This is a genomic window from Escherichia sp. 93.0816, assembly GCF_013368855.2.
GTDB classification, from domain to species: domain Bacteria; phylum Pseudomonadota; class Gammaproteobacteria; order Enterobacterales; family Enterobacteriaceae; genus Escherichia; species Escherichia ruysiae.
Genome location: NZ_JABWNC020000011.1, coordinates 125,433 through 143,993, shown reverse-complemented (window position 1 = coordinate 143,993; position 18,561 = coordinate 125,433). Strand labels below are relative to the sequence as shown.

Sequence of the window (18,561 nt, the reverse complement as noted above, 5' to 3'; positions counted from 1 at the left end):
GCCAGTTTTGCACTGGCGGGTTTCTGTTGAAGAGGTGAAACTGACCGATAAGCCGCTTTCTTTTGGGTATAGTGTCGTGGACAGTCATTCATCTTTCCGCTTGCTCCAAAAGCAAAAACCCGCCAGTTTTGCACTGGCGGGTTTCTGTTGAAGAGGTGAAACTGACCGATAAGCCGGGTTCTGTCGTGGACAGTCATTCATCTAGGCCAGCAATCGCTCACTGGCTCAAGCAGCCTACCCGGGTTCAGTACGGGCCGTACCTTATGAACCCCTATTTGGCCTTGCTCCGGGTGGAGTTTACCGTGCCACGGACTGTTACCAGCCGCGCGGTGCGCTCTTACCGCACCCTTTCACCCTTACCTGATCCCACTTGCGTGAGCCATCGGCGGTTTGCTCTCTGTTGCACTGGTCGTGGGTTTCCCCCCCAGGCGTTACCTGGCACCCTGCCCTATGGAGCCCGGACTTTCCTCCCCTCCGCCCGTCTCCCCCGAAGAGGACGACGACGAAGCGGCGACTGTCTGGTCAGCTTCGGCGCGCAGTATAGAGGGTTTGCGCGCCCTTGTCACCCCGCGTCGCGCATTCCAATCGCCAGCGTCGCGGCGATATTGCGCGAAGCACGGTAAATATTGTCATAAGCCCCGCTGAAAGCTTCATCCAGCGTAACAATACTGTTCAACACGCTGAATACAGCATCGATGCCATACTGATGCACAACGCCGACATCCTTCGTCAGACTACCCGCAATACCAATTACCGGTTTATTGTATTTCTTCGCGACGTTCGCTACACCAATCGGCACTTTACCGTGAATGCTCTGGCTATCAATGCGACCTTCTCCGGTGATCACCAACGAGCAATCATGAATATGTTCTTCCAGATTGAGCGCCGTCGTCACAATCTCAATGCCGCTCTTTAGCTCTGCGCCAAGAAACGCCATTAGCGCCGCACCCATGCCGCCTGCCGCCCCTGCACCAGGAACGTTTTTCACATCAACATGCAGCGATTTTTTGATGACATCAGCATAGTGAGAGAGATTCCTGTCCAGCTCGATAATCGTGGCTTCATTAGCCCCTTTTTGCGGGCCAAAGATACGCGAAGCACCGTTATCGCCCACCAGCGGATTAGTGACATCGCAGGCGACGCGAATAGCGCAATCTTTTAAACGCGGATCGAGGCCGGAAATATCAATATCATTCAGGGTATTAAGACTGCCACCGCCAAAACCGATTTCATTACCGTTGACATCGCTTAACTTCGCCCCCAGCGCCTGCATCATCCCCGCGCCGCCGTCGTTGGTGGCACTGCCGCCGATGCCAATAATAATGCTGGTCGCGCCACTCTCCAGCGCCTGTAAAATTAACTCCCCCGTGCCGCGAGAAGTCGTCACCAACGGATCACGCTTTTCCGACGGTACTAACGCCAGCCCACTGGCCGCCGCCATTTCAATAAACGCAGTTTTACCATCGCCAGAGATCCCCCAACTGGCATTCACCTTTTCGCCCAGTGGCCCTGTAACCCAGGCGTGACGTTCGAAACCCTGGGTGGCTGCAATCATCGCTTCCACCGTTCCTTCGCCGCCATCAGCAACCGGAACCGAAACGTACTGTGCATCAGGAAAAATTTCCCGAAATCCTTTTTCTATCGCCTGCGCAACCTCGCTGGCAGATAAACTTTCTTTATAAGAGTCTGGGGCGATTACGATTTTCATACCTGTGCCTGTTACCACATGACGCCGGAGGCGTTTCTCTTATTCGGCCTGGATTCCAGGCCCGGATTGCAATACGCCATCCGGGCGCGACGCCATTAACGAGTAACTTCGACTTTCGCCAGTTTTTCGTAGTAGCACGCCAGGGCGCTATGATCCGCCGTTCCCAAACCATCGGCACGCAGTGCCTGCATCATCTCCATAACCGCAGCAGTTAGCGGCAATTGCGCACCAACGCCGTGGGAGGTATCCAGCGCATTCGCCAGATCTTTAATATGCAGATCAATACGGAAGCCTGGCTTGAAGTTTCTGTCCATGACCATCGGCGCTTTGGCATCAAGAACGGTACTGCCAGCCAGCCCACCGCGAATTGCCTGATAAACCAGCTCCGGGTTAACGCCCGCTTTGGTTGCCAGCGTTAACGCTTCTGACATCGCGGCAATATTCAGCGCCACAATGACCTGATTTGCCAGTTTAGTGACGTTACCTGCACCGATGTCCCCGGTATGCACCACGGAACCCGCCATCGCTTTCATCAAATCATAGTATTTGTCGAAAATAACCTTGTCGCCACCCACCATCACAGACAGCGTACCGTCGATAGCTTTCGGTTCACCGCCGCTCACCGGGGCGTCCAGCATATCAATACCTTTCGCTTTCAGTGCTTCGCTGATTTCACGGCTTGCCAACGGAGCGATTGAACTCATATCGATCAATACCGTACCTGGCTTCGCGCCTTCAATAATGCCATTTTCACCCAACGCCACCTCTTTCACATGAGGGGAGTTTGGCAGCATGGTTATGATGACGTCGCACTGTTCAGCGATAGCTTTAGCCGTAGACGCTGTTTCTGCGCCTGCGGCAATCACTTCAGCAATGGCTTCAGGGTTACGGTCAGCAACCACCAGCGAGTAACCTGCTTTCAGGAGGTTTTTACTCATTGGTTTACCCATAATACCCAGGCCAATAAAACCAACTTTCATAGTCATATCAATCATCTCTCTTGTTGCGGTGGTGATTATTTTTTAAAGGTATCTGCCAGTTTCTGCGTGGCGGAACGGAATACGCCGAGATCGCTGCCGACGGCCACAAACGTAGCGCCCCATTCCAGATAACGACGCGCATCGACTTCGACAGGGGCGAGGATGCCGCAGGGTTTGCCGTTGGCTCTGGCGCGATTAAAAATATGTTGAATCGCTTTTTGCACATCCGGATGCGACGCATTGCCGAGATGACCTAATGCCGCTGCCAGATCGCTGGGGCCAACGAAGATACCGTCAACGCCTTCGGTTGCGGCGATAGCATCAACGTTATCAACACCTTGCTGGCTTTCTATTTGCACCAGAATGGTGATGTTCTTATTCGACTGAGCGAAGTAATCCGCCACGGTGCCAAACATATTGGCGCGGTGAGAAACAGAAACGCCGCGAATACCTTCTGGTGGATAACGGGTAGATGCCACCGCCTGCACCGCTTCTTCTTTCGTTTCGACAAAGGGGATCAGGAAGTTATAAAAACCGATATCCAGCAGACGCTTAATAATTACCGGTTCGTTGGTCGGTACACGCACCACTGGCGCGCTGACACTCCCCTTCAGAGCCATCAACTGAGGAATGAACGTGGAGATATCGTTTGGCGCATGTTCGCCATCCAGCACCAGCCAGTCAAAGCCAGCTAAACCAAGAACTTCTGTGCTAATTGGGTTAGAAAGTGCTGACCAGCAGCCAATCTGTACCTGTTTCGCTGCCAACGCGGCTTTGAACTTATTTGGGAAAATATCGTTATTCATCGCTTATACCTTTGCTTATTTCTGCAATTCCATACGTTTAATGTCGCCAGTCAGGCTTCCCGGTGCAGTATTGAAAGAGGGCAATCTCTTCGATGACAATAAAAATAGGCAGTAAGATTAAAAAGGCACATGCGTTCCTTATTCAGCAATCCCACTATTTATGTTTATATTCAGTCGATAGCAAAAAGGTCAGTGCTATTTATTAAATATTCTCTTAACGAATATTGACCCTGCTCAATAATAAATCCGTTTCCGACAATGAGTATAATCAGACCAGAAATAATAGGCATTGTGCAAATGCTCATTATGATTGCCTGATATAAATATTATTTTGAGCATATGCCTATCACGCTGCGTGCCAATGCACATATTTACGCTTTGCCTGCCCCGGTCGCCCTGCTATCACGATAATTAGTGATGTTGATCACATACTGACTTTTCATCTCCTGACACTCTTATTCCATCTCACAGATGAAATTATTTCTGTCATCAGAATCACTCAACATAAATTTATTATTACCAGCGACCGGAGAAAACGGGATAATGGCCAGCATCGAAATCAGGCAAGAAACGCCGACTGCGTTTTATATAAAAGTTCACGACACAGATAATGTGGCAATTATTGTTAATGATAATGGCCTGAAAGCAGGAACACGTTTCCCGGACGGACTGGAATTAATTGAACATATTCCCCAGGGGCATAAAGTCGCATTAGTTGATATCCCTGCGAATAGCGAAATTATTCGTTATGGTGAAGTGATTGGTTATGCCGTGCGCGCAATCCCACGCGGAAGTTGGATCGATGAATCAATGGTCGTACTGCCGGAAGCGCCGCCGTTACACACGCTGCCACTGGCAACTAAAGTGCCGGAACCCTTACCGCCACTTGAAGGTTATACCTTTGAGGGCTATCGCAATGCCGATGGCAGCGTGGGCACCAAAAACCTGCTCGGCATCACCACCAGCGTGCATTGTGTGGCGGGTGTTGTCGATTATGTGGTGAAAATTATTGAACGCGACCTGCTGCCGAAATACCCGAACGTCGATGGTGTGGTGGGGCTGAATCACCTGTACGGTTGTGGCGTGGCGATTAACGCTCCGGCGGCGGTGGTGCCTATTCGTACCATTCACAACATTTCGCTGAACCCAAACTTTGGCGGCGAGGTGATGGTGATCGGTCTGGGTTGCGAGAAATTGCAGCCTGAACGCCTGCTGGTCGGCACGGATGATGTACAAAGCATTCCGCTGGAGAACGCCAGTATTGTCAGCTTGCAGGATGAAAAGCATGTCGGTTTTCAGTCAATGGTCGAGGATATTTTGCAAGTTGCCGAGCGCCATCTGCACAAATTAAATCAACGGCAGCGAGAAACCTGCTCGGCTTCAGAACTGGTTGTCGGTATGCAGTGCGGCGGCAGCGATGCGTTTTCTGGTGTAACGGCAAACCCGGCAGTGGGCTATGCATCTGATTTACTGGTGCGCTGCGGCGCAACGGTGATGTTCTCAGAAGTAACGGAAGTGCGTGACGCGATCCATCTGCTGACACCGCGCGCTATTAATGAAGAGGTCGGCAAGCGCCTGCTGGAAGAGATGGAGTGGTACGACAACTATCTTAATATGGGAAAAACCGACCGCAGCGCCAACCCTTCGCCGGGCAACAAGAAAGGCGGTCTGGCAAACGTGGTGGAAAAGGCACTCGGCTCCATTGCCAAATCGGGTAAAAGCGCGATTGTTGAAGTGCTGTCACCCGGTCAGCGCCCGAGCAAACGCGGATTAATTTACGCCGCGACGCCAGCGAGCGATTTCGTCTGTGGCACCCAACAGGTAGCTTCAGGGATTACCGTGCAAGTATTTACCACCGGTCGCGGTACACCGTACGGTCTGATGGCGGTGCCGGTTATTAAAATGGCGACCCGCACCGAACTGGCGAACCGCTGGTTTGATTTGATGGATATTAATGCGGGCACTATCGCCACCGGCGAAGAGACCATTGAAGAGGTGGGCTGGAAGCTGTTCCACTTTATTCTCGACGTCGCCAGCGGGAAGAAGAAAACCTTCTCAGATCAATGGGGACTGCATAACCAACTGGCAGTATTTAACCCGGCGCCAGTGACCTGATTTCTTTTGGAACGCGCCTCGCAAAACATGGCCTTAGTGCCATGTTTTTATTGTTTCAAGTCCCCTAATCCATTAATAATGCATTTGCATTACCTTAGTTGAAGATTATAATTTGAGCGGAAAAAAGGCTGTAAAAGGACAGTGAACAATGCCCGCCGAACGCATTCGTGTTGGCCTGCGGGCACCATTTATCATTCCCCGACCAGAATCACCTCAACTCCAGCCTTTCGCAGCCCTTCCAGACTATCGGCAGGAATGCCTTCATCGACAATGATCATGTCGATCCTTTGAGTATCGATGATCTTATGTAAACTGGAACGATTGAACTTACTGGAATCAGTGACCACGATGATCCGTTCCGCAACTTCGCACATCCGGCGGTTTAAACGAGCTTCATCTTCATTATGCGTACTGACGCCACGCTCCAGATCGATAGCGTCTACGCCGAGAAACAGCATATCGTGCAGCCGCTGGGGTTACGTGAAGACCAGCTCATCAGCTTTCGCTCCGAAGAGATAAACGAGACAGAGTGCGAGCGAGTAACGAATCTGATTGCGCGCAAAGGCGGTCTCGATTTGTGCGTTCTCGGACTAGGGAAAAACGGTCATCTTGGGCTGAACGAACCGGGAGAAAGCCTGCAACCGGCCTGTCATATCAGCCAACTTGATGCGCAAACCCAGCAGCATGAGATGTTAAAAACCGCTGGTCGTCCCGTGACTCGTGGAATCACCTTAGGCATGAAGGATATTCTCAATGCCCGCGAAGTTTTGTTACTGGTGACTGGCGAAGGAAAGCAGGATGCGACAGAACATTTTCTCACGGCTAAAGTCTCCACCACTATCCCGGCGTCGTTTTTATGGCTGCATAACCATTTCACATGCGTAATTGATGAGATGTGTCGTCGTTAACTCGCCAGGAACAGGCGTTGCAGCTCTTATTCCTGCTGCAACGCCTGTAATTACTCCCCTTGCTGCTCCAGCGCATACTTATACAGCGCATTTTTCTTCACGCCGTGAATTTCTGCTGCCAGCGCCGCCGCTTTTTTCAGCGGCAGTTCTGCCTGTAACAGCGCCAGCGTGCGCAGCGCATCGGCAGGCAAGTCCTCTTCCTGCGCTTTATGTCCTTCGACAATCAGTACCATTTCGCCTTTGCGGCGGTTTTCATCTTCTTTTACCCACGCCAACAGTTCGCCAACGGGCGCGCCGTGAATGGTTTCCCAGGTTTTGGTCAGTTCTCGCGCCAGCACCACGTAGCGGGACTCACCCAGCACCGCGACGATATCTTCCAGGCTATCTAACAGACGGTGGGTCGATTCATAAAAAATCAGCGTGCGCGGTTCCGCTTTAATCGCTTTTAGCGTATCACGGCGGCCTTTCGATTTAGCGGGCAGAAAGCCTTCATAACAAAAACGGTCGGATGGTAAACCAGCGGCGCTTAATGCAGTGATGGCAGCACACGGTCCCGGTAGCGGCACCACGCGAATCCCCGCTTCACGGCAGGTACGCACCAGATGGTAACCAGGGTCGTTAATCAGCGGCGTTCCGGCATCAGAAACCAACGCAATGTTTTGTCCCTCTTGCAGCTTCGCCAGCAGCGTTTCGGCTTTCTGTTGTTCGTTATGGTCGTGCAGGGCGAACAGTCGGGCGTTTATCCCAAAATGTTGCAGCAGTAAACCGGTATGACGCGTATCCTCGGCGGCAATCAGATCAACGGCCTGTAATACCTCCAGCGCACGCTGAGTGATATCCGCCAGATTGCCGATTGGCGTCGGTACAATGTAGAGCTGACCTTGAGAATTATCCGCCGATTGGTGTTGTTTCATTGTGTCGTCCGTATTGCCGATTTAATATTGAGAATTGCGTAAAAAAAATATCACTGGATACATTATGGTACCCTCAACATTTTCTCGTTTGAAAGCCGCGCGTTGTCTGCCTGTTGTTCTGGCAGCCCTGATTTTCGCCGGTTGTGGCACCCATACCCCCGATCAGTCCACTGCCTATATGCAGGGCACGGCGCAGGCCGATTCTGCCTTTTATCTTCAGCAGATGCAGCAAAGCTCTGATGATACCAGGATCAACTGGCAATTACTCGCCATTCGTGCACTGGTGAAAGAAGGTAAAACCGGGCAGGCGGTTGAACTGTTTAACCAGCTGCCGCAAGAACTGAACGATATCCAGCGTCGCGAAAAATCTCTGCTGGCGGTAGAGATTAAGCTGACACAAAAAGATTTTGCTGGCGCGCAGACCTTGCTGGCTAAAATTACTCCGGCAGATTTAGAGCAAAACCAGCAGGCGCGTTACTGGCAGGCAAAAATCGATGCCAGTCAGGGACGTCCTTCCATTGATTTACTGCGCGCATTAATTGCTCAGGAACCGTTACTCGGTGCGCAAGAAAAACAGCAGAATATCGATGCCACCTGGCAGGCGCTCTCCGCCATGACCCAGCAGCAGGCGAATACGCTGGTGATCAACGCCGACGAAAACATCCTGCAAGGCTGGCTGGATCTGCAACGCGTCTGGTTTGATAACCGCAATGACCCCGACATGATGAAAGCCGGGATCGCTGACTGGCAGAAACGTTATCCGAACAATCCGGGCGCGAAAATGCTGCCAACGCAGTTGGTAAATGTAAAAGCGTTTAAACCAGCGTCAACCAACAAAATCGCCCTGCTGTTACCGTTGAATGGTCAGGCCGCAGTGTTTGGTCGCACTATTCAGCAAGGCTTTGAAGCGGCGAAAAATATCGGCACTCAGCCGGTAGCGGCTCAGGTAGCAGCCGCGCCTGTCGCTGACGTAGCAGAACAACCCCAGCCGCAAACCGTAGACGGCGTTGCCAGCCCGGCACAAGCGTCTGTTAGCGATCTGACAGGTGAAGAAACCGCCGCACAGCCGGTGCCTGTAAGCGCCCCTCCGGCAAGCACCGCAGCGGTAAGCTCTCCGGCGAATCCATCCGCAGAACTGAAAATCTACGATACCTCATCACAACCACTTAGCCAGATCCTCAACCAGGTTCAGCAGGATGGCGCGAGTATTGTAGTCGGTCCACTGCTAAAAAATAACGTTGAGGAGTTGCTCAAGAGCAACACCCCGCTGAACGTGCTGGCACTCAATCAGCCGGAAAATATCGAAAACCGCGCCAATATCTGTTATTTCGCGCTATCGCCAGAAGATGAAGCGCGCGATGCAGCGCGTCATATTCGTGACCAGGGTAAACAAGCACCGCTGGTACTGATCCCACGCAGTTCGTTGGGCGATCGCGTAGCCAATGCGTTTGCGCAAGAGTGGCAGAAACTCGGCGGCGGCACCGTTTTGCAACAAAAATTTGGTTCCACCAGCGAATTACACGCGGGTGTTAACGGCCGTGCAGGTATCGCTTTAACAGGTAGCCCGATTACCCCCAGAGCGACAACCGACTCCGGCATGACGACCAACAATCCAACCCTGCAAACCACGCCGACCGGAGACCAGTTCACCGATAATGGCGGTCGTGTCGATGCGGTGTACATTGTGGCAACGCCAGCCGAAATCGCCTTCATCAAACCGATGATCGCTATGCGTAACGGCAGTCACAGCGGTGCAACGTTGTACGCCAGCTCCCGCAGCGCAGGAGGCTCTGCTGGCCCGGATTTCCGACTGGAGATGGAAGGCTTGCAGTACAGCGAAATCCCGATGCTGGCAGGCAGTAATCTGCCGTTAATGCAGCAGGTGCTCAGTGCGGTAAATAATGATTATTCGCTGGCGCGCATGTATGCGATGGGCGTCGATGCCTGGTCACTGGCAAATCATTTCTCGCAAATGCGCCAGGTTCAGGGTTTTGAAATCAACGGTAATACCGGAAGTCTGACGGCTAACCCGGATTGCGTGATTAACAGGAAGTTATCATGGCTACAGTACCAACAAGGTCAGGTAGTCCCCGCCAGTTAACCACTAAACAGACCGGCGATGCGTGGGAGGCACAAGCGCGTCGCTGGCTGGAAGGCAAAGGACTGCGCTTTGTCGCCGCTAACGTGAACGAGCGTGGCGGCGAGATTGATCTGATAATGCATGAAGGCCAGACCACCGTTTTTGTTGAGGTGCGCTACCGCCGTTCTGCCCTATATGGTGGCGCAGCAGCCAGTGTGACCCGCAGCAAACAACACAAATTATTACAGACTGCCCGCTTGTGGCTCGCGCGTCATAATGGGAGTTTTGATACTGTGGATTGCCGGTTCGATGTGGTAGCCTTCACCGGGAATGAGGTTGAGTGGATTAAGGATGCCTTTAATGACCACTCATAATTAAGGTTTAAGGATTAGCGTGCAAGAAAGAATTAAAGCTTGCTTCACTGAAAGCATTCAAACTCAAATTGCGGCGGCAGAGGCGCTTCCGGATGCCATCTCCCGTGCAGCCATGACGCTGGTTCAGTCTCTGCTCAATGGCAACAAAATCCTCTGTTGTGGTAATGGAACTTCCGCTGCCAATGCACAGCATTTTGCTGCCAGCATGATCAACCGTTTCGAAACGGAGCGGCCCAGCTTACCTGCCATTGCACTAAATACTGATAATGTTGTCTTAACGGCGATTGCCAACGATCGCTTACATGATGAAGTGTATGCAAAACAGGTGCGGGCGCTGGGACATGCGGGAGATGTGTTGTTAGCTATTTCTACTCGTGGCAATAGCCGCGATATCGTAAAAGCTGTTGAAGCCGCCGTTACGCGTGATATGACCATTGTGGCATTAACCGGCTATGACGGCGGTGAACTTGCAGGTTTGTTAGGGCCACAGGACGTGGAGATCCGCATTCCCTCGCATCGTAGTGCTCGCATTCAGGAAATGCATATGCTGACGGTAAATTGCCTGTGCGATCTGATCGATAACACGCTTTTCCCTCACCAGGATGATTAAGGAGAATACATGAAGGCATTATCGCCAATCGCAGTCCTTATTTCCGCGCTGCTGTTGCAAGGTTGTGTTGCTGCTGCCGTAGTAGGTACTGCCGCTGTGGGTACTAAAGCGGCGACCGACCCCCGCAGTGTCGGCACCCAGGTGGACGATGGTACTCTGGAAGTGCGCGTGAACAGCGCATTATCAAAAGACGAACAAATTAAGAAAGAAGCGCGCATTAATGTAACGGCCTATCAAGGCAAAGTGCTGCTGGTTGGGCAGTCACCAAACGCTGAACTTTCGGCTCGCGCCAAACAGATTGCTATGGGCGTAGACGGTGCCAACGAAGTGTATAACGAGATTCGTCAGGGTCAGCCGATTGGTCTGGGCGAAGCGTCTAACGATACGTGGATCACCACCAAAGTGCGTTCGCAACTGTTAACCAGCGACCTGGTGAAATCGTCCAACGTGAAAGTAACCACCGAAAACGGCGAAGTATTCCTGATGGGGCTGGTGACTGAACGTGAAGCGAAAGCGGCGGCAGATATTGCCAGCCGGGTGAGCGGCGTGAAGCGGGTGACCACGGCGTTTACGTTTATTAAATAGCAGCCCCTTGTAATGCCTGATGCGACGCTTGCCGCGTCTTATCAGGCCTACAACGATGCAAACCGTAGGTCGGATAAGGCGTTTACGCCGCATCCGACATGTTTCAGGCCAACAGCGCCAGACTACCGACAATCACGCCTGACACCGCCACCATCGCTCCGGTCAGCCATAATGCTTTTGCCGGAAATGCTTTACGCAACATAATCAGTGACGGCAAACTCACCGCCGGGAGCGTCATCAACAATGCCAGCGCCGGAGCGGTTCCCATACCTGCCAGCATCATCGTTTGTACAATCGGAATTTCTGCTGCCGTGGGAATGACAAACAAGCATCCTGCTACCGCCATCGCCACCACCCACATCAGGCTGTTATCGACAGCACCATCGGCATGGGGGAATAACCAGACGCGAGCGGCACCCAACGCCAGTACTGCAAGGATATAAACCGGGATCGTACTCCAGAACAGAGTCCACAGCGCCCTTCCCCAGCGGGTAAAAAATCCGCCCTGCGCTTCCGGCATGTCAATTTCAACTGGAGCATGGGTTTGCGGTGTCTCATGCACCCATTTTTGCACCAGCGTCGCAATCAGCAACACCATCACCAGCCCCGCCACCAGACGAATCGCCGCAAACCCCCAGCCGAGGACAAACCCCATAAACACCAGCGTCGCCGGGTTTAACAACGGATTCCCCATCCAGAATGCCAGCGCACCGCCCATCGACACTTGCTGGCGACGCATCCCCGCCGCGACCGGTGCCGCACAGCAGGTACACATCATACCTGGTAGCGAAAACAGCGTTCCCAGCAGCGTGCCGCGAAAGCGCGATTGCCCCAGCGTGCGCAGCAACCAGTCACGGGGAATCAGCACCTGAATCAACGAACCGAGGATCACCCCCAGCACCGCCGCTTTCCATACCGCGAGGAAATAGATCATCGCGTAATCCCACGCTGCCTGCCACGGATTGGCATCCGCCTGCGCGAGTATTGATTTACCGATGCTGTGGGTTTCGGCGGCGGTAAACGCTTTACCGTAGTAGGGTTGCCATTTCACATACCAAAGTCCGGCAATGACAACGAGAAAGAAAAGCGCGGGCTTCCACCACTGAATGGGCGTTGCCGCCTGAGATGAAGACTGACCAGTCATAGCATTCCCCAGGAATAAGTTATGATAATTGAGCGCGTGAATATTACGCTCACTATCAATCCTTGGGAATAATTATTCAGCTCTTTTGCGTAGTTCTGAAGAGCTTAAAATAGTCACCCCTTCATGTTCAGGCCGCATGGCTTCTGCCAGCATGACCCGCGCCACATCCCGTGCATCAATGGATTTCCAGTTGCCAGGCAGCAAACGAAACAGCGGCGCAAAAAGCGTTTCGTTCATCCTCTGCTTGCTACGATCGCCCAGCAACATCGACGGACGCGCAATGGTCAGTTTCGGCCAGTTCTGGGCGATTAACGCTTCTTCCATCTCCCCTTTGACGCGGTTATAGAAAAACGGCGAATGCGCGTTTGCGCCCATCGCACTAACCACCAGCATATGCTGTGCACCCAGCCGCCGTCCGGTTAACGCGGTGTCCACGACCAGCGTGTAATCGGCATGAATAAATGCCTCTTTGCTACCCGCTTCCCGCCGCGTGGTGCCGAGACAACAAAACACAATGTCGATGGGATCGGTAACCTGCGCCAGCGCGTCGGTCAGTTGTGGATCATGGGGATTGAACACGCCTGGCATATCGCCCAACGGGCGTCGCGTCGGCGCGGCTATGGCGTTTACTTTCGGTTCGTTAATCAACATCCGCAGCAGGTGACCGCCCACCAGCCCCGTTGCGCCTGTAATCAGTACCTGACTCATCTTCGCTCCTTTACAGAATTGTCCGCCTTGCACTCCCCGGTACATGCACCAGGCTTAATAGTCTACGAGGTAATTATCCCCGATTGTGGGAAATTCGCCTCATCCAATGCAACAACGCGGAGGAAGCATGAGTAAAAAGATTGCTGTTTTAATCACTGATGAATTTGAGGATTCAGAATTTACTTCACCCGCAGACGCATTTCGTAAAGCCGGGCACGAAGTTGTCACTATTGAAAAGCAAGCGGGTAAAACGGTGAAAGGGAAAAAAGGGGAAGCCAGCGTCACCATTGATAAATCCATCGATGAAGTGACGCCAGCAGAGTTTGATGCCCTGCTGCTTCCAGGTGGCCATTCACCAGATTATCTGCGTGGTGATAATCGTTTTGTCACCTTTACGCGAGATTTTGTGAATAGCGGTAAACCGGTCTTCGCTATCTGCCACGGCCCGCAACTGCTGATTAGCGCCGATGTGATTCGCGGTCGTAAGCTGACCGCCGTTAAACCGATCATTATTGATGTTAAAAACGCAGGAGCGGAATTTTACGATCAGGAAGTAGTGGTCGATAAAGATCAGCTGGTTACCAGCCGAACGCCGGACGATCTGCCAGCATTTAACCGCGAGGCGTTACGCCTGCTCGGTGCCTGAGCCGCGTAGCCAGACCAGTTTTTTACCAAAGCCCAGCGTGTTGTCGGTGAATTTGATTTCATCAAGCCGGATTTCCCAAACCGGTGCCGACATCATTCTGGCAACCGGAAAGCGACGATTATACGCCTTGCGCGCAAGGTCGCTTTCCTTACCTTCCAGCCTGCGGATCTCGCCTTTAAACTGTACGCCACGGATTAACGCCACCGTTTTCGGCTGACCGTTTACCGTACCGGCAACCGGAGCCTGCGACCCGCTCATCTGTGCATGACGCGTTTTATCTTCCGTGAGAATGTAAAGAGCAACCTTTTGCGAATCAAAGAGATAAAAGGCATTGGCGCACCACAGTTCCCCTTCCTGCTGCACACACCAGGTGACAACATGTTGTTTTGCCAGCCAATGGCTAATAGCGGTGAGTGTTTCCATTTTTGTTCTCTTTTATACTGGTGGCCTGACCTTAACATGTGACACAAACGATGACACCCTGGTATCTCTATTTGATTCGTACCGCCGATAATAAGCTTTACACCGGGATCACCACGGATGTCGAACGCCGCTATCAGCAGCACCAGAGCGGCAAAGGGGCGAAAGCACTGCGTGGGAAAGGAGAACTAACGCTGGCGTTTTCCGCGCCAGTAGGCGACCGTTCGCTGGCACTACGGGCGGAATATCGCGTTAAGCAGTTAACCAAACGGCAGAAAGAGCGTCTGGTAGCAGAAGGCGTAGGGTTTGCAGAGTTATTAAGGAGTCTGCAAACCCCGGAGATTAAAAGCGATTGAAATGCTCGTGGTACTCAACCAGACCAGTTACGCCATTCAGCGCGTCATCCGCTAAACGATGTACCTGGAAGGCGCTTTCAGTGCCCGGCCAGCGACAACGCAGATCGTGATGCGCAGCCAGCTCAAAGCCGAAACGACTGTACAGCGCCGGATCACCCAGCGTCACCACTGCGGCATAGCCAAACTCATTAAGCGAATCGAGTCCTTCATAGACCAGTTGGCGTGCCAGCCCCTGTCCACGGTATTTTTCATCAACCGCCAGCGGTGCCATGCCAACCCATTGCAGGTCTTCGCCCTGCACATCAACCGGACTAAATGCCACATAGCCAATGACCTGACCTTCGTCATCTGTCGCCACCAGCCCCAGCGTCAGAAAGCCATCTTCACGCAGATCGTGAACCAGCTTCGCTTCCGCATCGCTTTCGAATGAACGACGCAGCAGGGCATCAATACCCGGCGCATCAATGGGAATTTCTACTCGAATTAGCATGGTTCACCTACCGATGTCTGTTTGGTTTCAGGCGTGGTTTTCATTCCCGCCTCAACAAAATCCGCCAGTTGCAGCAGCATCATGCGTAAGGCTTTCGGCATTTGCTCCAGCTCAATGGCGTCCATCAGGTTTTTCACATACAACCCCAGCTCCGTATCGCCTTCAATCACCAACCGGCGCTGGAAGAAAAGCGTATCCGGATCTTGTTTACGCGCCGCAATCATCAGCAGATCGCTGGCGTCGGCACTAAAACTCACATCAGCTTGCGCGTTCTGGCTGACCACCAGTTTGCCATTCACCACCGAGGTAAACCATTGCAGGTCAATATCACGCACATGAATACTTAACCAGCGGCCTTCAAGAAACTCCAGCTCGCCATCATCCAGCGCCTGACGGAATTGCCAGCTTAAGACCTGCTCAAGAACCTGGCGTTTTAGCGCAAATGGCGTCAGTTTTACCGGTACACTCAACAGAGATGGCCCCAAATGCACAATACGGGAACGCAGTTTATCCAACACGAGTTTTACTCCCTGTTTCAACAATCGTCCTATTTTGCCATATCAGGAAAATAACATAGCGGTATAAATCAACAATTCCATATGAAATTGCTGATACCACCAATACAACTTTAACTGCCTTAAATCAAAAATTGTCGCAGCAAGGTTAACTAAAATCCCAGTTCGTTAACATTTTTGCGCTCTTAAGGCGCAACCTTCAGGAAAAATTATGGAGCTGCTCTGCCCTGCCGGAAATCTCCCGGCGCTTAAGGCGGCCATCGAAAACGGCGCAGATGCTGTTTATATCGGGCTAAAAGATGATACCAATGCCCGCCACTTCGCCGGCCTTAACTTTACCGAGAAAAAATTGCAGGAAGCGGTGAGTTTTGTCCATCAACATCGCCGCAAACTTCACATCGCAATTAACACTTTTGCGCACCCGGACGGCTATGCCCGCTGGCAGCGCGCCGTGGACATGGCGGCGCAATTGGGTGCCGACGCGCTGATCCTCGCCGACCTCGCCATGCTGGAGTACGCCGCCGAGCGTTACCCGCATATTGAGCGTCATGTGTCAGTGCAGGCTTCGGCGACCAATGAAGAGGCGATTAACTTTTATCATCGCCATTTTGACGTTGCCCGCGTGGTGCTGCCGCGCGTGTTGTCGATTCATCAGGTGAAACAACTGGCGCGGGTCACGCCTGTACCACTGGAAGTGTTCGCTTTCGGCAGCCTGTGCATTATGTCGGAAGGCCGTTGCTATCTGTCGTCATATCTGACGGGTGAATCGCCCAACACCGTCGGTGCATGTTCTCCGGCTCGCTTCGTGCGCTGGCAACAAACGCCGCAGGGGCTGGAATCCCGTCTTAACGAAGTGCTGATCGACCGTTATCAGGACGGCGAAAACGCAGGTTATCCGACGCTATGTAAAGGGCGTTATCTGGTGGACGGCGAGCGCTATCACGCGCTGGAAGAACCAACCAGTCTCAATACCCTTGAGCTACTGCCGGAGTTAATGGCGGCGAATATTGCTTCGGTGAAAATTGAAGGCCGCCAGCGTAGCCCGGCGTATGTCAGCCAGGTGGCAAAAGTCTGGCGTCAGGCTATCGACCGTTGTAAGGCCGATCCGCAAAACTTCGTACCGCAAAGCGCGTGGATGGAGACGCTCGGGTCGATGTCCGAAGGCACGCAAACCACCCTTGGCGCGTATCACCGTAAATGGCAGTGAGAAAAGCAATGAAATATTCCTTAGGGCCGGTGCTGTGGTACTGGCCAAAAGAGACGCTGGAAGAATTTTATCAGCAGGCCGCCACCAGCAGCGCCGATGTGATTTATCTCGGTGAAGCCGTGTGCAGCAAGCGTCGGGCAACCAAAGTTGGCGACTGGCTGGAGATGGCAAAATCGCTCGCCGGTAGCGGCAAGCAGATTGTGCTCTCCACACTGGCGCTGGTGCAGGCATCCTCCGAACTGGGCGAACTGAAACGCTATGTTGAGAACGGTGAGTTTCTGATTGAAGCCAGCGATCTCGGCGTGGTGAATATGTGCGCTGAGCGCAAACTGCCGTTCGTCGCTGGACACGCGCTGAACTGCTACAACGCGGTAACGCTGAAAATATTGCTCAAACAGGGCATGATGCGCTGGTGTATGCCGGTGGAGCTTTCCCGCGACTGGCTGGTGAATCTGCTTAATCAGTGCGATAAGTTGGGCATTCGCAACCAGTTTGAAGTGGAAGTCCTGAGCTACGGTCATCTGCCGCTGGCCTACTCTGCTCGCTGCTTTACCGCGCGTTCGGAAGACCGCCCGAAAGATGAGTGCGAAACCTGCTGCATTAAGTATCCGAACGGGCGCAACGTGCTGTCGCAAGAGAATCAGCAAGTGTTTGTGCTCAATGGCATTCAGACCATGAGCGGCTACGTTTACAACCTCGGTAACGAGCTGGCATCCATGCAGGGGCTGGTTGATGTGGTTCGCCTGTCACCGCAGGGTACTGACACTTTCGCTATGCTCGACGCCTTCCGCGCCAATGAAAATGGCGCTGCGCCACTGCCGTTGACGGCAAACAGCGATTGTAACGGCTACTGGCGACGGCTGGCAGGACTGGAGTTGCAAGCGTAAGTAAATAGCTCACTTTGTTAACAAGTTTAACTACTCTTTAATGCAGTATTAAAGATTAATCGGTAACAAAGTGAGCTGTTATGACTGATAAAACTATTCCTTTTTCGCTACTCGATCTGGCTCCCATCCCCGAAGGTTCTTCAGCACGAGAAGCGTTCTCCCACTCTCTCGACCTCGCCCGCCTGGCTGAAAAGCGCGGCTATCATCGCTACTGGCTGGCGGAACACCACAATATGACCGGCATTGCCAGTGCTGCCACATCGGTATTGATTGGCTATCTGGCGGCGAATACCACCACGCTGCATCTGGGGTCTGGCGGCGTGATGTTACCTAACCACTCACCGTTGGTGATTGCCGAACAGTTTGGCACGCTCAATACGCTCTATCCGGGGCGAATCGATTTAGGGCTGGGTCGTGCACCGGGTAGCGATCAACGGACCATGATGGCACTGCGTCGCCATATGAGCGGCGATATTGATAATTTCCCTCGTGATGTTGCAGAGCTGGTGGACTGGTTTGACGCCCGCGATCCAAACCCGCATGTGCGTCCGGTGCCGGGCTATAGTGAGAAAATCCCGGTGTGGTTGTTAGGTTCCAGCCTCTACGGCGCACAACTGGCGGCGCAGCTTGGTCTGCCGTTTGCGTTTGCCTCACACTTCGCGCCGGATATGTTGTTCCAGGCGCTACATCTTTATCGCAGCAACTTCAAACCCTCGGCACGGCTGGAGAAACCATACGCGATGGTGTGCATCAATATTATCGCCGCCGACAGCAACCGCGACGCCGAATTCCTGTTTACCTCGATGCAGCAAGCCTTTGTGAAACTGCGTCGTGGCGAAACCGGGCAACTGCCGCCGCCAATTCAGAATATGGATCAGTTCTGGTCGCCGTCCGAACAGTATGGCGTGCAGCAGGCGCTGAGTATGTCGCTGGTGGGCGATAAAGCGAAAGTGCGTCATGGCTTGCAGTCGATCCTGCGCGAAACCGACGCTGATGAGATTATGGTTAACGGGCAGATCTTCGATCACCAGGCGCGGCTGCATTCGTTTGAGCTGGCGATGGACGTGAAGGAAGAGTTGTTGGGGTAAGTGCATTTTCCGCGCCGGGC

At 52.9% G+C, this 18,561-nt stretch carries 19 protein-coding genes, 1 other RNA gene and 2 pseudogenes; 11 read left to right on the top strand and 11 right to left on the bottom strand.

Going from position 1 to position 18,561, the window contains the following annotated elements; genetic code table 11:
- Positions 1-153: 153 nt before the first annotated feature.
- The 4 genes from rnpB to garL all read right to left on the bottom strand — a co-directional run bounded on the left by rnpB (position 154) and on the right by garL (position 3,494).
- Positions 154-530, bottom strand: an RNA gene (rnpB, locus tag HEM79_RS13685) — RNase P RNA component class A.
- Between the two features lie 32 nt (positions 531-562).
- Positions 563-1,708: a glycerate 2-kinase gene (garK, locus tag HEM79_RS13680; protein WP_176241448.1), complete on the bottom strand. Its 1,146-nt coding sequence runs from the start codon at positions 1,706-1,708 to the stop codon at positions 563-565.
- A 95-nt stretch (positions 1,709-1,803) separates the two neighbouring features.
- Positions 1,804-2,694, bottom strand: coding sequence for a 2-hydroxy-3-oxopropionate reductase (gene garR / locus HEM79_RS13675; protein ID WP_176241449.1), 891 nt, complete (start codon positions 2,692-2,694; stop codon positions 1,804-1,806).
- A 29-nt stretch (positions 2,695-2,723) separates the two neighbouring features.
- Positions 2,724-3,494, bottom strand: a complete 771-nt coding sequence (gene garL / locus HEM79_RS13670; RefSeq protein WP_176241450.1) for a 2-dehydro-3-deoxyglucarate aldolase — start codon at positions 3,492-3,494, stop codon at positions 2,724-2,726.
- Positions 3,495-4,037: 543 nt separating this feature from the next.
- Between garL and garD the strand changes: the two genes are divergently transcribed.
- Positions 4,038-5,609 carry a galactarate dehydratase gene (gene garD / locus HEM79_RS13665; RefSeq protein ID WP_176241451.1) on the top strand — a complete coding sequence of 524 codons (1,572 nt, stop codon included), beginning with the start codon at positions 4,038-4,040 and terminating at the stop codon, positions 5,607-5,609.
- Between the two features lie 191 nt (positions 5,610-5,800).
- Here the strand turns inward: garD and agaR are convergent.
- A pseudogene (gene agaR / locus HEM79_RS13660) lies at positions 5,801-6,070 on the bottom strand (aga operon transcriptional regulator AgaR); the annotation flags it as partial.
- Here agaR and HEM79_RS13655 point away from each other — a divergent pair.
- Positions 6,059-6,517: pseudogene (locus HEM79_RS13655) on the top strand (galactosamine-6-phosphate isomerase); the annotation flags it as partial. The pseudogenes agaR and HEM79_RS13655 sit on opposite strands and share 12 nt — an antisense overlap.
- Before the next feature lie 50 nt (positions 6,518-6,567).
- Here HEM79_RS13655 and rsmI read toward each other — a convergent pair.
- Positions 6,568-7,431, bottom strand: a complete 864-nt coding sequence (gene rsmI, locus HEM79_RS13650) for a 16S rRNA (cytidine(1402)-2'-O)-methyltransferase (RefSeq protein WP_176241453.1) — start codon at positions 7,429-7,431, stop codon at positions 6,568-6,570.
- A gap of 64 nt (positions 7,432-7,495) precedes the next feature.
- On the opposite strand from rsmI, the gene lpoA reads away from it, so the two are divergent.
- Genes lpoA through dolP form a run of 4 tightly spaced genes read left to right on the top strand, consistent with a single transcriptional unit; the run spans position 7,496 to position 11,080 of the window.
- A complete protein-coding gene (gene lpoA, locus HEM79_RS13645) occupies positions 7,496-9,532 on the top strand; it encodes a penicillin-binding protein activator LpoA (RefSeq protein WP_176241454.1) in 2,037 nt (678 codons plus the stop codon).
- Positions 9,490-9,885 carry a YraN family protein gene (locus HEM79_RS13640; RefSeq protein ID WP_000246839.1) on the top strand — a complete coding sequence of 132 codons (396 nt, stop codon included), beginning with the start codon at positions 9,490-9,492 and terminating at the stop codon, positions 9,883-9,885. Before lpoA ends, HEM79_RS13640 begins: the two co-directional genes overlap by 43 nt.
- Before the next feature lie 19 nt (positions 9,886-9,904).
- Positions 9,905-10,495 carry a DnaA initiator-associating protein DiaA gene (gene diaA, locus HEM79_RS13635; protein WP_001158034.1) on the top strand — a complete coding sequence of 197 codons (591 nt, stop codon included), beginning with the start codon at positions 9,905-9,907 and terminating at the stop codon, positions 10,493-10,495.
- Positions 10,496-10,504: 9 nt separating this feature from the next.
- A complete protein-coding gene (gene dolP / locus HEM79_RS13630) occupies positions 10,505-11,080 on the top strand; it encodes a division/outer membrane stress-associated lipid-binding lipoprotein (RefSeq protein ID WP_000646033.1) in 576 nt (191 codons plus the stop codon).
- Positions 11,081-11,183: 103 nt separating this feature from the next.
- Here the strand turns inward: dolP and HEM79_RS13625 are convergent, their stop codons facing one another.
- Positions 11,184-12,224, bottom strand: a complete 1,041-nt coding sequence (locus HEM79_RS13625; protein WP_176241455.1) for a permease — start codon at positions 12,222-12,224, stop codon at positions 11,184-11,186.
- 72 nt (positions 12,225-12,296) lie between these two features.
- Positions 12,297-12,932 (bottom strand): NAD(P)H-binding protein, encoded by a 636-nt coding sequence (locus HEM79_RS13620; RefSeq protein ID WP_000084526.1) that lies wholly within the window; start codon positions 12,930-12,932, stop codon positions 12,297-12,299.
- Between the two features lie 127 nt (positions 12,933-13,059).
- Between HEM79_RS13620 and yhbO the strand changes: the two genes are divergently transcribed.
- Positions 13,060-13,578 (top strand): protein/nucleic acid deglycase, encoded by a 519-nt coding sequence (gene yhbO / locus HEM79_RS13615; RefSeq protein WP_000037602.1) that lies wholly within the window; start codon positions 13,060-13,062, stop codon positions 13,576-13,578.
- Here the strand turns inward: yhbO and HEM79_RS13610 are convergent.
- Positions 13,558-14,001, bottom strand: a complete 444-nt coding sequence (locus tag HEM79_RS13610) for a YhbP family protein (RefSeq protein WP_176241456.1) — start codon at positions 13,999-14,001, stop codon at positions 13,558-13,560. The genes yhbO and HEM79_RS13610 overlap by 21 nt on opposite strands.
- Before the next feature lie 50 nt (positions 14,002-14,051).
- On the opposite strand from HEM79_RS13610, the gene yhbQ reads away from it, so the two are divergent.
- Positions 14,052-14,354: a DNA damage response exodeoxyribonuclease YhbQ gene (gene yhbQ / locus HEM79_RS13605; protein ID WP_010350072.1), complete on the top strand. Its 303-nt coding sequence runs from the start codon at positions 14,052-14,054 to the stop codon at positions 14,352-14,354.
- Here yhbQ and HEM79_RS13600 read toward each other — a convergent pair.
- Together HEM79_RS13600 and ubiT are read right to left on the bottom strand one after the other, a co-directional pair.
- Complete coding sequence (locus HEM79_RS13600) at positions 14,341-14,844, bottom strand: GNAT family N-acetyltransferase (RefSeq protein ID WP_000908554.1); 504 nt, start codon at positions 14,842-14,844, stop codon at positions 14,341-14,343. The genes yhbQ and HEM79_RS13600 overlap by 14 nt on opposite strands.
- Positions 14,838-15,362, bottom strand: a complete 525-nt coding sequence (ubiT, locus tag HEM79_RS13595; RefSeq protein WP_001517154.1) for a ubiquinone anaerobic biosynthesis accessory factor UbiT — start codon at positions 15,360-15,362, stop codon at positions 14,838-14,840. The genes HEM79_RS13600 and ubiT overlap by 7 nt, the downstream gene beginning before the upstream one ends.
- 208 nt (positions 15,363-15,570) lie before the next feature.
- Between ubiT and ubiU the strand changes: the two genes are divergently transcribed.
- The 3 genes from ubiU (at position 15,571) to HEM79_RS13580 (ending at position 18,541) form a co-directional block, all read left to right on the top strand.
- Complete coding sequence (gene ubiU / locus HEM79_RS13590; protein WP_000421305.1) at positions 15,571-16,566, top strand: ubiquinone anaerobic biosynthesis protein UbiU; 996 nt, start codon at positions 15,571-15,573, stop codon at positions 16,564-16,566.
- Positions 16,567-16,574: 8 nt separating this feature from the next.
- A complete protein-coding gene (locus HEM79_RS13585; protein ID WP_176241457.1) occupies positions 16,575-17,453 on the top strand; it encodes a U32 family peptidase in 879 nt (292 codons plus the stop codon).
- Positions 17,454-17,533: 80 nt separating this feature from the next.
- Positions 17,534-18,541, top strand: coding sequence for a luciferase-like monooxygenase (locus HEM79_RS13580; RefSeq protein WP_176241458.1), 1,008 nt, complete (start codon positions 17,534-17,536; stop codon positions 18,539-18,541).
- The last annotated feature ends 20 nt before the right edge of the window (positions 18,542-18,561 follow it).

Bases quoted from the DNA above. Each gene is read 5' to 3' on its own strand.
- garK (WP_176241448.1), bottom strand. From the start codon at position 1,708: ATGAAAATCGTAATCGCCCCAGACTCTTATAAAGAAAGTTTATCTGCC.
- garR (WP_176241449.1), bottom strand. From the start codon at position 2,694: ATGACTATGAAAGTTGGTTTTATTGGCCTGGGTATTATGGGTAAACCA.
- garL (WP_176241450.1), bottom strand. From the start codon at position 3,494: ATGAATAACGATATTTTCCCAAATAAGTTCAAAGCCGCGTTGGCAGCG.
- garD (WP_176241451.1), top strand. From the start codon at position 4,038: ATGGCCAGCATCGAAATCAGGCAAGAAACGCCGACTGCGTTTTATATA.
- rsmI (WP_176241453.1), bottom strand. From the start codon at position 7,431: ATGAAACAACACCAATCGGCGGATAATTCTCAAGGTCAGCTCTACATT.
- lpoA (WP_176241454.1), top strand. From the start codon at position 7,496: ATGGTACCCTCAACATTTTCTCGTTTGAAAGCCGCGCGTTGTCTGCCT.
- HEM79_RS13640 (WP_000246839.1), top strand. From the start codon at position 9,490: ATGGCTACAGTACCAACAAGGTCAGGTAGTCCCCGCCAGTTAACCACT.
- dolP (WP_000646033.1), top strand. From the start codon at position 10,505: ATGAAGGCATTATCGCCAATCGCAGTCCTTATTTCCGCGCTGCTGTTG.
- HEM79_RS13625 (WP_176241455.1), bottom strand. From the start codon at position 12,224: ATGACTGGTCAGTCTTCATCTCAGGCGGCAACGCCCATTCAGTGGTGG.
- HEM79_RS13620 (WP_000084526.1), bottom strand. From the start codon at position 12,932: ATGAGTCAGGTACTGATTACAGGCGCAACGGGGCTGGTGGGCGGTCAC.
- yhbO (WP_000037602.1), top strand. From the start codon at position 13,060: ATGAGTAAAAAGATTGCTGTTTTAATCACTGATGAATTTGAGGATTCA.
- HEM79_RS13610 (WP_176241456.1), bottom strand. From the start codon at position 14,001: ATGGAAACACTCACCGCTATTAGCCATTGGCTGGCAAAACAACATGTT.
- yhbQ (WP_010350072.1), top strand. From the start codon at position 14,052: ATGACACCCTGGTATCTCTATTTGATTCGTACCGCCGATAATAAGCTT.
- HEM79_RS13600 (WP_000908554.1), bottom strand. From the start codon at position 14,844: ATGCTAATTCGAGTAGAAATTCCCATTGATGCGCCGGGTATTGATGCC.
- ubiU (WP_000421305.1), top strand. From the start codon at position 15,571: ATGGAGCTGCTCTGCCCTGCCGGAAATCTCCCGGCGCTTAAGGCGGCC.
- HEM79_RS13585 (WP_176241457.1), top strand. From the start codon at position 16,575: ATGAAATATTCCTTAGGGCCGGTGCTGTGGTACTGGCCAAAAGAGACG.
- HEM79_RS13580 (WP_176241458.1), top strand. From the start codon at position 17,534: ATGACTGATAAAACTATTCCTTTTTCGCTACTCGATCTGGCTCCCATC.